The sequence below is a fragment of the Nocardia sp. NPDC006044 genome (genome assembly GCF_042871115.1).
Taxonomy (GTDB): Bacteria; Actinomycetota; Actinomycetes; order Mycobacteriales; family Mycobacteriaceae; genus Nocardia.
In genome coordinates this window covers 253,960-269,066 of record NZ_JBIAID010000003.1, presented here as the reverse complement: position 1 = coordinate 269,066, position 15,107 = coordinate 253,960, and the positions used below count along the sequence as shown (strand labels likewise).

The following is a 15,107-nucleotide window of genomic DNA, read 5'->3' as shown; positions in this document are numbered from 1 at the left end:
CCGACCGGCGGGCGTTGGAGCTGAAGTGCCGTAACCGCAGGACCTCGGCGTTCTCCACGGAGGATGTTGTGCGACAGGTGAATACCGGAACGTATCGTCCTGATCAGCCACTGTCGAGGCTGTGCCGCAACCGTTCGACTTCACCGTTCCACTCGAAAGAGATTGTGCGGCAATAGAACTATCACGATCGGGCCGCCGAACATGGCGAGTTGATCGCGTGGATCGTGCAGAGCGAGCCGCGTGGCCGTCGATGGACTTGCCGACCACGGTGGTGCCGGCTTCGATCAGCGACGGCCAGCGGCTCATTTCCGCAAGTCCGGGGGAGTGTCTGTGGGCGTAGCGGTTTCGGAGTCGATGTCGGCGGGCACGGTGAGGTCCGTGTTTTCAGCGGTGTCGGTGTCCGGGGTGCTCACGCCCGCTTCGGCGAACGTGGACATCTCCGCGAGAGTCGCGACGGCGGCGCGGACCAGGGGGAGGGCGGTGAGGGCGCCGGAGGCTTCGCCGAGGCGCATGTTCAGGTCGAGGAGCGGGTCGAGGCGGAGGCGCTGCAGGGCGAGGTTGTGTGCGGGTTCGGTAGACCGGTGGCCGGCCAGCCACCACGCTGACGAACCTGCGGCCAGCTCCTCGGCGACCAGGGCGGCCGCCGTGACGACCACACCGTCGAGGATGACCGGCGTGCGTCGGGCAGCGGCCTGCGCGAGGAACGCGGCCATGGCGGCGAAGTCCGCGCCTGCGGCAACGCGCAGCAGTTCGACCGGATCCTTGACGACCGGGCGCGCCCGGCGCATCGCATCCCGGATCGCGGCGACCTTGCGCGCCCAGCCGGCATCATCGACACCGGTGCCGCGACCGACGGCGGCAACGGGTTCGGTCTCGGTCAGCGTCGCGATGAGGGCGGTGGCGGGCGTGGTGTTGCCGATGCCCATGTCGCCCGCGATGAGTACGTCGGCGCCGGCGTCGATCTCCTCGTCGGCGATCGCCTTGCCCGCGGCGAGGGCGGCCTCGACCTCCTCGGCAGTCAGCGCGTCCTCGCGATCGATGGACCCGCTGGAACGCCGCACCTTGTGCTTGGCGATCAGCGAGTCGGTCTCGCCGTCGACGGAGATGTCCGCGACCCGCACGGTCGCACCCGCCACCACGGCAAGCGCGTTGACCGCCGCCCCACCACCGAGGAAGTTCGCCACCATCTGCGCGGTGACCTCACTCGGATACGCCGAAACCCCATGCCGCGCAACACCATGATCCCCGGCGAACACCACCACCCTGGCCCGCTCGAACTGCTTGGGCGGGCACACACCCTGACAAGCCGCGACCCAGTTGCCGATCTCCTCCAGCCGCCCGAGCGACCCGCCGGGTTTGGTCAACTGCGCCTGCCGTTGCTCGGCCGCCACCCGAACCTGTGCGTCAGGAGGCGTCACCGGTCCAAATCCGTGTGTCACTGTCGAGCCTTTCCGGTCAGGACGGTCCAAACACTCATACGCCGCTCAATCTTGCCCGCCGCGGCCTGTGCGCCGCACATCACCCGTCCCCAACTCGCCGACGCCCGCGATCCCGCACCGGCGGTGGACCGATCGAAGCGCCGGCCGGAGCTGTTCGGTCTTGCTCGCCGCGGGCTGTGCGTCGCACGTCACTCGTTCCCAACTCGCCGATGCCCGCGGTCCGCACCCATCGGGGGACTGATCGAAGCGCTGGCCCGAGCTGTTCGGTCTTGCTCGCCGCGGGCTGTGCGTCGCACGTCACTCGTTCCCAACTCGCCGATGCCCGCGGTCCGCACCCATCGGTGGACTGATCGAAGCGCTGGCCCGAGCTGTTCGGTCTTGCTCGCCGCGGGCTGCGCGTCGCACGTCACTCGTTCCCAACTCGCCGATGCCCGCGGTCCGCACCCATCGGTGGACTGATCGAAGCGCCGGCCTGAGCCGTTCGGTCTGGCAATGATCCGATGCGCGACGCGCTGATCCCGATGCGGCGAACATCCGATCAGGGCGAGGCATCGCGGCCTCGGCGAAACTCACCGTGGCGGTGCTCGGCCTGGTCGCCGAGTAGAACGCCCTGAATTCACTTGAGCCGCAGAGGTAGTCCGGCCACGACGAGGAAGGCTTCGTCGCAGGCTTGTGCGAGGCGCTGGTTCAGGGTGCCGATCTCGTCGCGGAACAGGCGGCCGGAGCGAGTGGCGGGGATGATCCCCATGCCGACCTCGGGGCTCACGATGACCAGGCGCCGCGGGTATGCGGTCACCGCGGCGACCAGGGCGTCGGCGTCGGGCGTGACGGTGCCGCGCGGGGATTCCCAGGCGTCGCGGGCGTCGATGCGCGCGGTGAGCCAGGTGCCGATGTCATCGATAAGCGTGGTGCCGTCGACCCGTTCGCCCAGAACCGCCGCCGGATCGGCACTTTCGATCACGGTCCAGTCGGCGGGCCTGCGCTCGCGATGCGTGGCGATGCGCGCGGCGAAGTCGAGGTCGGCCGGGTCGGGAATCGAGGTCGCCAGATAACGAACTGGCCCGGCCGCCGCAGCCAACTCTTCGGCGTAGGCGGACTTACCCGACCGAGCGCCACCGAGGACGAGGATCCGGCGCGGCGCGGACGAGACACTGTGCGACACGTCAGCACGGTATCAATCCCAGTCGCGCCGACCTGGACGAGAGCGTGCGTCGGGATGCGAGTCGCCTCCACAGTGCCAGAGATCGCGGCCGCCTGCGGCTATCGGGGATCTGGCGATGGTCTGAGGATCGCGCCGGCAGTTCGCGCGCTTCGCGGGTGGCGTCGCGCCGGCCTGGATGAGAATGCGTCGGAATGCGAGTCACCTCCACGTTGCCAGAGATCGCAGCTGCGCACGGCTATCGGGGAACCGGCAATGGTCTGAGGATCGCGCCGGCAGCTCGTGCGCTTCGCGATTGACGTCGAAGCGACCCGCCTACTCGGTGGCGTACGCCTACGTCGGAGCACCGCCCTGCCGGTGTACGGGCCAGCAGGATGTCTCGACGGCTTCGAGCGTGGTGCCGAAGCTGCCGTATTCGGTGAAGGGGGACGTCGACGACGAGCTCGGCAGCTCGAACGTCTCGACAATGCGTTACTGGATGCCGCCGGTGCGGACGGACGAGCCGCTGTTCGATGATCGGGGTTGAAGGCGGTGCCGCACAACGTCGCGGAATCCGGGACCGCCTCGGCGAGGTCTGCGATGGGGCATGCGGGCGGCGCCGCGCAAGGCCGCAGAATCCACCCCCGGCTTCGGCGCGATCCGATTCGAGGACGAGTCTCGCGGCGCGCGTATCAGGCAGGCGTCTCCACGGCTTCCAAATTCGCGCCGAAGCGGCGGCGGTACTCCGTGGGTGCGATGCCGACCAGGCGTTGGAAGTGGTGCCGCAGCAACGCTCCTGAACCGAATCCCGCGCGGGTGGCGATCTGTTCGAGCCCGAGGTCGGTTTCTTCGAGCAGCTGCTTGGTCAGCAGGACGCGCTGATTGGTCAGCCACTTGACCGGGGTCGTTCCGGTTTCGGCGGCGAAGCGGCGGGCGAAGGTGCGGGTGGACATGGTCGCGCGGGCGGCCAGGTCTTCGATGGTGTGCGGGAGGTCGAGGTTTTCGTTCATCCATTCCAGCGTCGACATCAGGCTGTCGGAGGTGCAGGTGGCGACGGGGCGTTCGATGAACTGACGCTGGCCGCCGTCGCGCTGCGGCGGCACGACCATCCGCCGGGCGATCGCGTTGGCCACGGCGCTACCGAGTTCGCGGCGGACCAGGTGCAGGCAGGCGTCGATGCCCGCGGCGGTGCCCGCGCTGGTGATCAGGTTGCCCGCGTCGACGAACAACACGTCGGGATCGACGGTCGCCTCCGGGTACAGCGCGGCCAGCGCGTCGACGTGCGTCCAGTGCGTGGTGCATTTGCGTCCGTCGAGCAGCCCGGCCGCGCCGGCGAGGAAGGCGCCCGAGCAGACGGTCAGCACGATCGCACCGGCCGCCGCGGCGTCCCGGACGGCGTTGACGAGGCGCGGATCGATCCCGTTCCTGGACGAGAAGGCCGGGATGGCGACCAGATCGGCCCTCGCCAGCTCCTCGAGCCCGAACTCCGGCGTGAGCGTGATGCCGGGCGTGCTGGAGTGCAGCGGCTTCCCCGGTTCCGCGCCGCAGACCTTGAAGTCGAACGCGGGCAACCCGTCGGCGGACCGGTCGAGGCCGAAAACCTCACAGACGACCCCGAACTCGAACATGGCCATGCGTTCGGACAGCACGACCGCAACCTTCGACAGCATGGCTCCAGTATGGCTGGATATTTACGAACTATGTCAGTTCAGCCACTTTCGGCGGGAACTGACCGAGCGCAAAATTACTGCCATGCTTACTTTTCTGATCACCATGGCAGTCATCGTCACCTTCGCCGCCGCAGTGGCCCACTACTCGGCGCCGGCCGGTTCGTCCAACGTCACCGATCGCGATATGCAGCGCCTGCAGGCCGATCTGTCGGCAATGCACGGCCGAACCACCAACATCTGATCCTCATGTGTCCGCAACCGACCGCGGCCCGGCTCGAGTACCCGAGCCGGGCCGCAATCATGTTCAGGGTGTGTCAGGTGGTCAAGGGTGGTTAACGTGCGGATCCGGCAGGCGGAACACGCCGGACCACTTAAATGGCGTCTCCCGGACTGACCCGAGGCTTCGGCGCCCGCATCTTCCGGATCTGCGACGCCCGCACGAACGCGTACCAGCCGAGCTTGTACCCGGTGTCCTCGGAATCCGGGAACCGCTCCCTGACCCGCCCGTTCACGATCCGCCCGAGCAGGAACCCCTCGGCGATCATGAAGAACATCATCACCAGCATGGCCAGCGTGACGATCGTCTGCAGCGCGGGCGCCACGAACATCGACAGGATCAGCACGAGCGCCATCGGCATGAACAGCCCGACCAGGTTGCGCCGGCCGTCGACGATGTCGCGGACGAATGCCCGCACCGGCCCTTGATCGCGCGGCAGCAGGTACTTGTCCTCGCCGGCGAGCATGCGCGTGCGCCGGTCCTGGACCGCCGCCTTGCGCTCGGCCGAGGCCTGTTTGCGCTCCTCCTTGCTGCCGCGAGTGGCCTTGCGCCGGGCGCGGGCCTCCTTCGCGGTGAGCGGTGCCGGAGCGATCGGGCCGCGTCGCTTGCCTTGCGCGTCACGGCGTTTCGGAGTGGGACGGCCCTTGCCCGCGGTGGCGGTGACCGCCGTGCGAGTGGTGCCCGCGGTCGAGCCGCCGTCCACGACCGCCGTCTGATCGGCGGCCGCGTCGGTGGTGCTGGACTCGCCGCGACGGAACAATTTCACATCGACCAGGCTATTCGATGGAATACGCGGCGGGAAATGCGGTCCGATTCGCGCAGGTGCGCCGGGTCACGTAGGTTGCGTGTTCCTGCGCGCGCGGTGGTGGCAAGATGGGGAATAGCAGCCCGCCGAGTGGTGTTGACCGACACGACCCGTGCGCTGTTCACGGGTCGACGACAGGTTCCTCGAGGAGAGTTCATGACTGTGCAGAACGAGACCGCCACCGAAACCCACGGTGCCGTGCTGACCGATGCTGCCGCCAGCAAGGCGAAGGCGCTGCTGGACCAGGAGGGTCGCGACGACCTGGCGCTGCGGATCGCCGTGCAGCCCGGCGGTTGTGCCGGCCTGCGATACCAGCTCTTCTTCGACGATCGCTCGCTCGACGGCGACATCGTCGTTGACTTCAACGGCGTCAAGCTGGCCGTCGACCGGATGAGCGCCCCGTACATCCAGGGTGCCTCCATCGACTTCGTCGACACCATCGAGAAGCAGGGCTTCACCATCGACAACCCGAACGCCACCGGCTCCTGCGCCTGCGGCGATTCGTTCAACTGACCGAACCCGTCCGACTCGTCGTAAGCGGGTTCACCGCGTAACAGCCCGGCCCCACGTGAGAAGTGCTCACGTGGGGTTTGCGCGTTCCCGGGCGGTGTCCGCGCTGAGGCGGGCCGAGATCGACTTCGCGGCCCAACGATCGCGTACCGCCGGGCATCTCGCCGAGCGTGTCCCCCTATCGAGGGGGTCCGTGCCCTCCTGCGACATTGGTACGGTGATGCAGGGACTTCGTTCCCGGTCTGCACCGCCTGCCGCCTACCGTTGAAGGGCCAGCCTCGTGTCCATCGCCGTTTCCGCGTCCATTGCCACCGACCACCTCATGCGTTTTTCCGGACGGTTCCGTGACGCACTGCTGGCCGATCAGCTCGATCACGTGTCCCTCAGCTTCCTCGTCGACGATCTGCAGATCCGCCGGGGTGGCGTCGCGGGCAACATCGCCTACGCCATGGGGCTCTTGAACCGCACGCCCCTGCTCGTCGGTGCCGTGGGCGCCGACTTCGCCGAGTACCGGCAGTGGCTGGAATCGCACGGCGTCGACTGCTCCGGCGTGCTGATCTCCGAGCGCGCGCACACCGCCCGCTTCGTCTGCACCACCGACGACGACATGGCGCAGATCGCGTCGTTCTACCCGGGCGCGATGAGCGAGGCCCGCGACATCTCCATCGGCGAGCTCGCCAAGGCACACACGCTGGACCTGGTGCTGGTCGGCGCCAACGACCCCGACGCGATGGTGGCCCACACCACGCAGTGCCGCGAACTCGGCATCCCGTTCGCCGCCGACCCGTCCCAGCAGCTGGCCCGCCTCGACGGCGAGCAGGCCGTGCAGCTGATCGACGGTGCCGCATACCTTTTCACGAACAAGTACGAGTGGGCGTTGCTGCTGCAGAAGACCGGGCTCAGCGAGGCGGAGGTCGCGCAGCGCGTCGGCATCCGGGTGACCACGCTCGGCGCCGACGGCGTGCAGATCGTGGACAAGGACGGCACCGAGCTGACCGTCGGCGTGGTCCCGGAGACCACGAAGGTCGAGCCCACCGGTGTCGGTGACGCGTTCCGCGCCGGCTTCCTCACCGGACACACCGCGGGCCTGAGCCTGGAGCGTTCGGCCCAGCTGGGTTCGCTCATCGCGGTGCTGGTCCTGGAGACCATGGGCACGCAGGAGTGGACGCTCAACAAGGAGACCGCGCTCGAGCGTCTGGCCGGCGCGTACGGCGCCGAGGCCGCCGCCGAGATCAAGCCGCTGCTCTGAGGTTGTTCGCCGCCCACAGCTCGCCGTGACAACGCGAGCATCCCGCGCGTTGCTCCGCCCACCGCGCACGAGACATTCAGCGATTTCGCGCGCTGCGTGCGCGCGATCGTCGTTCGGTATCGCGTGAGACGGAAAGTGCCCCTCGACCTTTCGGCGAGGGGCACTTTCGGGACGACCTACAGCGAGACCGGGTACACCGGCTCCTGGATCTCCGGCTTGATCCGGTCCTCGACGAAGATCCCGTGCCACACCATGAACACCAGCAGCGTCCACAGCCGGCGGCTGTGGTCCGAGGTGCCCGCGCGGTGGGCGACGAGCATGTCGGAGATCGCGGCCTTGTTCAGCAGGTGATCGGTCTGCGATTCGAGGATCTGCTGGTGGGCCCAGTCGTAGAGTTCGGTGCCGCGCAACCAGTGTCGCAGCGGGACCGGGAAACCGAGCTTGGCACGGTGCAGCACGTGCGGCGGCACGATGCCTTCGAGTGCCTGGCGCAGTGCGTATTTCGTGGTTTCCTTGGTGATCTTCTGCTCGAACGGCAGCCCCTCGGCGACCTTCAGCACCTCGGAATCCAGGAACGGCACCCGCAATTCGAGCGAATTGGCCATGGTCATCTTGTCGGCCTTGACCAGGATGTCGCCGCGCAACCAGGTGAACAGGTCCAGGTGCTGCATGCGCGCCACCGGGTCCCAGCCGCGCGACTGCGCGTAGATCGGCGCGGTCACGTCCTGATGGGTCCACTCGGGGCGGAATTCGCGCAGCACGGAACGCAATTGGGCGTCGCTGAAGCTGCGCGCGTTGCCGTAGTAGCGCTCCTCCAGGCCGAGCGAGCCGCGATGCAGCAGGCTCTTGCCCCTGGTGCCGTCCGGAATGCGCTCGGAGAGCTTGCCCGCCAGCCTGCGCAGCCCACCGGGCAGGTACTCGAAGGGCTTGAGCGACAACGGCTCCCGGTAGATCGTGTAGCCGCCGAACAGCTCGTCGGCGCCCTCACCGGACAGCACCACCTTGACGTGCTTACGCGCTTCCTTGGCCACGAAGTACAGCGGCACCAGCGCTGGGTCGGCCACAGGATCGTCGAGGTACCAGACGATTTCGGGAATCGCGGCGGCGAACTCGGCGGGGGAGACGGTCTTGATCACGTGCTTGGCGCCGATCGCCGCGGCGGTCTCGGCGGCGACGTCGGCCTCCGAGTAGCCCTCGCGTTCGAAGCAGCTGGTGAAGGTGATCAGCTTCGGGTTGTGCCGCATGGCCAGCGCCGCGACCGCGGTGGAGTCGATGCCGCCGGACAGGAACGAGCCGACGGTCACGTCCGCGCGCATGTGCTTGGCGACCGAATCCTCCATCGCCTCGGCGATCTCCCGGTAGCGGGCGGCTGCCGAACCCGGGGCGAACGGGCGAATCTTGAACTGAGGGTTGAAGTATCGGGTGACCTTCGGGGCCTGCCCGAGGCCGACCGTCGCGTAACTGCCGGATTCCAGCCGCCGGATGTCCTGGTGCAGCGTCTCCGCCTCCGGCACGTACTGCAACACCGTGTAGTGCTCGAGCGCGCGCGGATCCAGCGCATCGGTCAGGCCGAGCGCGGGCAGCAGTTCCAGCAGGCTCTTCTTCTCGCTGCCGAACGCGGTCCCGCCGGGCCCGGTGGCCAGGAACAGCGGCTTGATGCCGAACGGGTCCCGCGCCAGGAACAGTTCCTGGGTCTCGGTGTCCCAGATCGCGAACGCGAACATGCCGCGCAGCTTGCGCACCGCCTCGGGGCCCCAGTAGTGGAACGCCGCGACGACGGCCTCGCCGTCACCCTCGGTCAGGAAGATCGAATCCTCGCCGAACTCCGCGGCGTGCGCCTCGGCCAGTTCCTTGCGCAGCTCGATGTAGTTGTAGATCTCGCCGTTGAACGTCAGCGCATAGCGCTCCCGGTTCTCCGGCGGGCCCCACCGCAGCGGCTGGTGCGAGTGTTCGATGTCGATGATCGACAGGCGGTTGAAGCCGAAGATCATGTGGACAGGAGCGGAGCCCGCGGCGTGACCATCGCCGCCGTCGTGCCACGTCCCTCGTTCGTCGGGGCCGCGGTGGCGCACGCAGTGCAATGCGTCGTACACCTGCTCCACCACGCCAGGCGCTGCCTCGTCAGATGTCAGAAACCCGAGCAGTCCACACACGGCGTCGGCAACCTCGTTTCTCCGGTCGGGACGCGGCCGAAAACCGGCGCGTCCGAATGTCTTGCGGGGGCGGTGCGCGGTGTCTGCCGCGAGTGGTCGATCCGGGACGTGCCGGAGCCTGCCCTCGCGGTGAGCACAGCGGCCGAAATGTTGTGTCCGAGTATGCCGCACACGCTCCCTCCGCGCGTCGCGCGCACCCTGTGCAGGGCTTTTGAGCACGGATGCGCTGGTGACCGCGATCGGCGGAGTGTCGAATGCGACCCGACGACAATGACGGCCCCCGTTTGGTCTACGCTGCGTAGTACTCAGGCCATTCTCAGGCGGCGTACGCGCCCGACCCGGGACCGGCCTGACATGTGCTTAGAACGTATCGCCGGGCGGTCGCAGCCCAGGCGGTGCAAATGTCGGAATGTGTGGCGACCAGGAAGGCGTGAGCGTGGCGCACAAGGCGAGCGAAGAGATCGGGGCACGTCCGGCCCGGGGACGGATCCTTCGGCGGGCCGGGCTGGCGGTGTCCCTCGGGATCACCGCGGTGCTCGTCTCGGGCTGCTCGATCGACAATGTCTGGCTGCGGTTCGGCTGGCCCTCGGGCATCACGCCGCAGGCCACCCGGATGCGGGAGCTGTGGACCTGGTCGGTCGTCGCCGCCCTGCTGATGGGCGTGCTGGTGTGGGGTCTGACCTTCTGGACCGTCGCCTTCCACCGCAAGAAGGCCGACTCCCCGGAGTTCCCCCGGCAGACCGGCTACAACGTGCCGCTGGAGCTGACCTACACGGCGGTGCCGTTCGTCATCATCGCGGTGCTGTTCTACTTCACCGTCGTGGTGCAGAACTACGTGCACGAAAAGGTGGACAACCCCGACGTCACGGTCGACGTGACCGCCTTCCAGTGGAACTGGAAGTTCGGTTACCGCAACGTGGACTTCAAGGACGGCTACTCGTTCAAGGGCATCGACACCACGCGTGAGGCGTCGAACCAGGAGCAGCTCGAGGAGTACAAGGAGCGGACCAAGGACGGTCACCCGCAGCCGGGCCCGGTGCACGGCAAGCCGGAGAACGACATCCTGTCCTACCTGCACTACGACACCGTCGAGACCTACGGTTCCAGCACCGAGGTGCCGGTCCTGGTGCTCCCGACCAACAAGGTGATCGAGTTCCAGCTCGCCGCCGCCGACGTGGTGCACGCCTTCTGGGTGCCGGAGTTCCTGTTCAAGCGCGACGTGATGCCGAACCCGAAGGAAAACCACTCGGACAACATCTTCCAGATCACCAAGATCGAGAAGGAAGGTGCGTTCGTCGGCCGTTGCGCGGAAATGTGCGGCACCTTCCACTCGATGATGAACTTCGAGGTGCGCGCGGTCTCGCCGGACAAGTTCACCAAGTACCTGGACGCGCGCAAGGCGGGCAAGACCAACGCCGAAGCGCTCGAAACCATCGGTGAAGCGCCGGTCGCCACGTCGACCCGGCCGTTCAACACCGATCGCACGACCAAAACCGCGGCCGAGGCAAAGTAAGGGACTGATCTGATATGAAGATCGAAGCGCGGATTTTCGAACTGCTGACGGTGTTCTTCATCATCGTCGCGATTGTCTACGGCTACTTCACCGGCGTGTCCCGCACCGGCGTGGAATGGGCGGGTACCACCGCGACCGTCCTGACCGCAGGCCTGTCGCTGATCATCGGCACCTACTTCCGCTTCGTCGCGCGTCGCCTCGACCTGCGTCCGGAAGACTACGAGGACGCCGAGATCGTCGATGGCGCAGGCGATCTGGGCTTCTTCTCGCCCGGCAGCTTCTGGCCCATCACCCTGGCCGGCGCCGGCGCGATCACCGCGCTCGGCCTGGCGTTCTTCCAGTTCTGGTTGATCGGGCTCGGCGTCGTCTGCATCCTGATCGCGGCCGCGGGCCTGGTTTTCGAGTACTACCTGGGTCCGGAAAAGCACTGAGTTAGTTGGTGAAAGCCCCCTCCGCTGTGTGCGGAGGGGGCTTTCGCCGTTTCCGAACCACAGGTCCGCGCCGCGTCCAGGACCCCGTTCGGGTCAGGTCATCGTTCATCATCAGATGGGGCTGACACAGAGGTGTGGCAGGGTTTCGTCGAACGGCGCTGACTTGACGTAGCTTGCGTGCTCTTGGCGCAGGATGCAGTGTGCGTCAAGAGGGTGCTGGGTGCGTCGAGTGGGAGTGGGGCTAGATGCCGAAGGCGTGCATGAGGCGGGCGGTGGAGCGGGGGGCTACGCCGGCCAGGGCGTAGAGGGTGCGGGTGAAGCGGGGTTCGAGGCGAGGGGCTCGGGTGTGGATGGCGGAGTGGATGCGGTGGGCGGTTTGATCGGCTTCGAGGGGGGACTCTTCGCTGTAGTGGGCGGTGTCGGTGCGGAAGGCGGGGTAGTGGACGGCGGTGACCTGGATGCCGTGGGGGGAGAGTTCGGCGTCGGCGCATTGACCGAAGGTGGTCCAGGCGGCTCGGGCGCTGGCGTAGGAGGCGAAATTCGGTGCGGCGCCGGTGTTCGCGTTCCACGGGCCGACGTTGATCACATGGCCCGAACCGGAGCGCAGCATCGCGGGTAGTAGGCCGAGAGTGAGGCGTAGCGGGCCGAAGTAGTTGGTGGCCATCATGCGCTGATAGTCGCGGAATCGGTGCAGCGACTGGGTTACCGGCCTGCGCACGGGGCGGCCGGCGGTATTGATCAGCACGTCGACGGTGCCGAACTCGCCGAGCACCCAGGTCACCAGCTGATCGACGTCGCCGAGGGCCGAGATGTCGCAGCGATTCCAGTCCGCCACACCACCATCCGAGCGGATGTCCTCGCAGGCGGCGATGAGTTCGTCACTGCCGCGCGCCACCAACAGCAGTTGAGCGCCTTGGGCGGCAAGCACATTCGCGGTGGCCCGGCCGATGTCGGAACACGCGTCGGTGATCAGCACGCGCTGCCCGATCAGCGATCCCTCCGGCGGACGATGACGTTGACGATCAGCGGATCTCACCGGGGCAGCACGAAATTCGGGCATCGGCACAGCAACCTTCACACGTGAACGGCTGAACACACGCACGGCACCCACCAACTGCGCCGGACCGCCCGCCGCCGCTACCACCTGGCGACCATCTGCGGCCGGTCACAGTATAAAGTTTGCCGCCGATTTGATGGGAGTGTTCGCCGAATGGGTTCGGGCGGGGTTCTGTTCCCATCGTTGGGTGTTGGGTGTTGGGTGTTGGGTGTTGGCGTCGGGCGTTGGGCGTTGGGTGTTGGGCGTGCGTGGGCGTGGCGTGTGGCGCGTAGGGCAGGGCGCGTGGGGAGGGTGCAGGGCGCGTGGGGTGTGGGGCGTGGCGCGGGGGCAGGCACGCAGGGCGCGTGGGGCGTGGCGCGTGAGGCAGGCCGCGTGGGGAGGGTGCGTGGCGCGTGGGGCAGGGCGCGGGGGCAGGGGCGCGTGGGGCGTGGGCAGGGCGCGTGGCGCATGGTGCGTGGGGCAGGGCGCGGCGCAGGGTGCGTGGCGGGTGGCGCGTGGGGCAGGGCGCAGAGCGCAGGGCGCGTGGGGCAGGGTGCGTGGTGCGTGGAGCAGGGCGCAGAGTGCAGAGCGCGTGGGGCGTGGCGCGTGGAGCAGGGCACAGAGTGCAGAGTGCAGAGCGCGTGGCGCGTGGGGCAGGGCGCGTGGGGTGTGGCGAGAGGGGCGTGGCGCGTGGGCAGGGCGCGTGGCATGTGGGGCGTGATGCAGGGCCACCGCTAGGTTCACGCATGACGCCGCAAGTGAGTGCTGAAAGTCCGGGTGCCGGTAGCAGTTTCGACCCTGTCCGCAGGTTCGAGAATCGCCGCGAGCGATGGCAGGTCGGGCGCGCGATGGACGATTGGGCTGGTTGTCGATCGAATAGGCCGACGATCCGCGTCCGCGCGATGCCTACCGGCAGGTGCGGTGAGTCTGCCGCTGCCAGCTGTGGTGGCACGACCACAGGAGCCATGATCGGTCGCCCGGTTGCCGCTCAATGTGCTCGTTGACCACAACGCGACGAGAGGGCACTCGTTGCTCGTCGACCACAAGTTCGGGTCACCTCGTCGTTTGGCGCGAGCATGTCTCGTTGGCGCGACCATGTCTCGCTGGGTGCATCCTTGTCTCGTTCGGCGCGATCGCATCCCGTTCGGTGCGACCTTGTCTCGTTTGGCGCGGCGGTGGTTACCGAGCGGGATGGCACGGTGTTGCGTCCTGCGTTCTCGAGTCGCAACTTTCAATCGCCGTGGCCCTCGACATCTTTCGGTCGTTCAGCGATGCATGCGCCGCCGAACTCGTGCGAGTGAAGCGGTTCAGGTCAGGCGGTGGGCCTCCGCGGGCGGCTCTCGCTGAGTGTGATCATGTCTCGTTCGGCGCGACCGCGTCCCGTTCGGTGCGACCTTGTTTTGTTTGGCGCGGCGGTGGTTACCGAGCGGGATGGCACGGTGTTGCGTCCTGCGTTCTCGAGTCGCAACTCTCAATCGTCGTGGCCCTCGACATCTTTCGGTCGTTCAGCGATGCGTGCGCCGCCGAACTCGTGCGAGTGAAGCGGTTCAGGTCAGGCGGTGGGTCCCCGCGGGCGTGCGGTGGACCGAATTGAAAGATAGATCAGGAGGCCGATATCGTTCGCCGGCCGGAGCCGGATGTGAATGGCGCTGTCCGAGTTCCTCGGTGTCACGGCGTGAGCAGCAGCACCGCCGACGCACCACACAATGCGGGCGTCGTCCCGAACGCTTAGCCAGCTGCTGTGCGACACTTCAGCCCGGGATGGCGCGGTTGGCTAGGACGTTTCCGTTATCCATCGACCTGCGCGGTGAATTCCGTACGGGTCCGGTTGGTTACGTCAGTGCCCCGGCAGATCACATACGACGGCGGTGATACCGACATGCCGTCGGCGCGGCGTGCGGGCACCATGGACAGCGATGGGTCGGCAACTGGTCGACCCATCGCTGTCAGCGGGTTAGGGTTCCATGCGCAGGACTATGTTGTCCGTGACAGATAGAAGCAATTCACGCGCGGAAATTCGGCTTCCCCGCCCTAATTTCCGCTGAATACAAATGCGACTAAACGGAGGTTTTACCTACGCGGCCGCCCGGACGATTGATTCGAACTCTGTTCGCTGGACGTACCGAAGTCTTGTGTCCAATACGGCGTGCGATTTCTACTCGTGGCAAATCCGACACCGATATCACGAAGACTGCAATTGAGAATGTTCGCGCGATGACCCGCACTGTGCATCCATCCGTCGACCACGGCGGCAGCGCTCGATTGACCCGAGGCGATATTCTCCGCCCACGCGCTCGCGCGGTAGCCAGCCGCCTTGATCCGGTCGCCCGGGCTGCCTTCGGGCGAATTGTGGTCCAGGATGCCACGGGCAGCCATGCCCTCCGTATGGGCCTGAGCGGCCTTGATCAGGCGGCTTTCGGCCTTCAGGGCGGGGCATCCGACCTTTGCGCGTTCGGCGTTGGTGCGGCTGACCACCTCTCCGGTGACGGACTGAGCTTGTGGCGCAGCCAGTGCTGCCGGCCCCAGTGCGACTAGGCAGGCGGCGGAAGTTGGTATGACGAGACAAGTAAGTAAGGAACGGATCAGAGCGGGAGAAAGACGCATAATTCAGACTCCACGGTTCGTATTACGTTTGAATAACATTAACATCTCGGCGCGAGCGGAGGCAAGATCTTCGTGCCGTCCAGCGGCCTGGCGGCAATCGGTCTGTGAAAGCGCAAGATTCGACCGCATAACGTAGCGGAGAAGGCGAACCGTCCGATACGATGCGTGGCATCCGAAATGGCCGCATCCCAGGACACCGGACGTTTTCGATCTTCATCCCCATCCATGCTCGACCATGGGCGAACGTGCGCGAGTAGCAGCGCCCGATTCGTCGCATCCGGT

13 protein-coding genes are annotated in these 15,107 nt (G+C 67.1%); 6 read left to right on the top strand and 7 right to left on the bottom strand.

Annotated elements, in window-relative coordinates; genetic code table 11:
- Positions 1-302 precede the first annotated feature (302 nt).
- On the bottom strand, positions 303-1,439 hold the full coding sequence (gene cobT, locus ACFYO1_RS25865; RefSeq protein ID WP_387236011.1) for a nicotinate-nucleotide--dimethylbenzimidazole phosphoribosyltransferase: 1,137 nt from the start codon (positions 1,437-1,439) through the stop codon (positions 303-305).
- Positions 1,440-2,055: 616 nt separating this feature from the next.
- Positions 2,056-2,601: a bifunctional adenosylcobinamide kinase/adenosylcobinamide-phosphate guanylyltransferase gene (locus ACFYO1_RS25860; protein WP_387236008.1), complete on the bottom strand. Its 546-nt coding sequence runs from the start codon at positions 2,599-2,601 to the stop codon at positions 2,056-2,058.
- A gap of 292 nt (positions 2,602-2,893) precedes the next feature.
- Here ACFYO1_RS25860 and ACFYO1_RS25855 point away from each other — a divergent pair, with 292 nt between their 5' ends.
- Positions 2,894-3,124 carry a hypothetical protein gene (locus ACFYO1_RS25855; protein WP_387236006.1) on the top strand — a complete coding sequence of 77 codons (231 nt, stop codon included), beginning with the start codon at positions 2,894-2,896 and terminating at the stop codon, positions 3,122-3,124.
- 145 nt (positions 3,125-3,269) lie between these two features.
- On the opposite strand, the gene ACFYO1_RS25850 is transcribed toward ACFYO1_RS25855, so the two are convergent.
- Complete coding sequence (locus ACFYO1_RS25850) at positions 3,270-4,247, bottom strand: helix-turn-helix domain-containing protein (protein ID WP_387236004.1); 978 nt, start codon at positions 4,245-4,247, stop codon at positions 3,270-3,272.
- On the opposite strand from ACFYO1_RS25850, the gene ACFYO1_RS25845 reads away from it, so the two are divergent.
- Positions 4,246-4,488 carry a hypothetical protein gene (locus ACFYO1_RS25845; protein ID WP_387236002.1) on the top strand — a complete coding sequence of 81 codons (243 nt, stop codon included), beginning with the start codon at positions 4,246-4,248 and terminating at the stop codon, positions 4,486-4,488. The two genes, ACFYO1_RS25850 and ACFYO1_RS25845, sit on opposite strands and share 2 nt — an antisense overlap.
- A 130-nt stretch (positions 4,489-4,618) precedes the next feature.
- On the opposite strand, the gene ACFYO1_RS25840 is transcribed toward ACFYO1_RS25845, so the two are convergent.
- Positions 4,619-5,227: a DUF3043 domain-containing protein gene (locus ACFYO1_RS25840; protein ID WP_223885608.1), complete on the bottom strand. Its 609-nt coding sequence runs from the start codon at positions 5,225-5,227 to the stop codon at positions 4,619-4,621.
- Positions 5,228-5,485: 258 nt separating this feature from the next.
- On the opposite strand from ACFYO1_RS25840, the gene ACFYO1_RS25835 reads away from it, so the two are divergent.
- Both ACFYO1_RS25835 and ACFYO1_RS25830 read left to right on the top strand, forming a co-directional pair.
- Complete coding sequence (locus ACFYO1_RS25835) at positions 5,486-5,842, top strand: HesB/IscA family protein (RefSeq protein WP_387236000.1); 357 nt, start codon at positions 5,486-5,488, stop codon at positions 5,840-5,842.
- A gap of 277 nt (positions 5,843-6,119) precedes the next feature.
- Positions 6,120-7,088 carry a carbohydrate kinase family protein gene (locus tag ACFYO1_RS25830; RefSeq protein ID WP_387235998.1) on the top strand — a complete coding sequence of 323 codons (969 nt, stop codon included), beginning with the start codon at positions 6,120-6,122 and terminating at the stop codon, positions 7,086-7,088.
- A 176-nt stretch (positions 7,089-7,264) separates the two neighbouring features.
- Here the strand turns inward: ACFYO1_RS25830 and asnB are convergent, their stop codons facing one another.
- Positions 7,265-9,241: an asparagine synthase (glutamine-hydrolyzing) gene (gene asnB / locus ACFYO1_RS25825; RefSeq protein WP_387235996.1), complete on the bottom strand. Its 1,977-nt coding sequence runs from the start codon at positions 9,239-9,241 to the stop codon at positions 7,265-7,267.
- Between the two features lie 409 nt (positions 9,242-9,650).
- On the opposite strand from asnB, the gene ACFYO1_RS25820 reads away from it, so the two are divergent.
- Positions 9,651-10,754, top strand: coding sequence for a cytochrome c oxidase subunit II (locus tag ACFYO1_RS25820; protein ID WP_387235994.1), 1,104 nt, complete (start codon positions 9,651-9,653; stop codon positions 10,752-10,754).
- Between the two features lie 14 nt (positions 10,755-10,768).
- The gene (locus ACFYO1_RS25815; protein ID WP_378722150.1) at positions 10,769-11,185 is read left to right on the top strand and encodes a cytochrome c oxidase subunit 4; all 417 of its coding nucleotides are present in this window, start codon (positions 10,769-10,771) and stop codon (positions 11,183-11,185) included.
- 241 nt (positions 11,186-11,426) lie between these two features.
- Here ACFYO1_RS25815 and ACFYO1_RS25810 read toward each other — a convergent pair whose 3' ends face one another.
- Both ACFYO1_RS25810 and ACFYO1_RS25805 read right to left on the bottom strand, forming a co-directional pair.
- Positions 11,427-12,221 carry an SDR family NAD(P)-dependent oxidoreductase gene (locus ACFYO1_RS25810; RefSeq protein ID WP_387235991.1) on the bottom strand — a complete coding sequence of 265 codons (795 nt, stop codon included), beginning with the start codon at positions 12,219-12,221 and terminating at the stop codon, positions 11,427-11,429.
- Between the two features lie 2,070 nt (positions 12,222-14,291).
- Complete coding sequence (locus tag ACFYO1_RS25805; protein WP_387235989.1) at positions 14,292-14,696, bottom strand: CAP domain-containing protein; 405 nt, start codon at positions 14,694-14,696, stop codon at positions 14,292-14,294.
- Positions 14,697-15,107 lie beyond the last annotated feature (411 nt).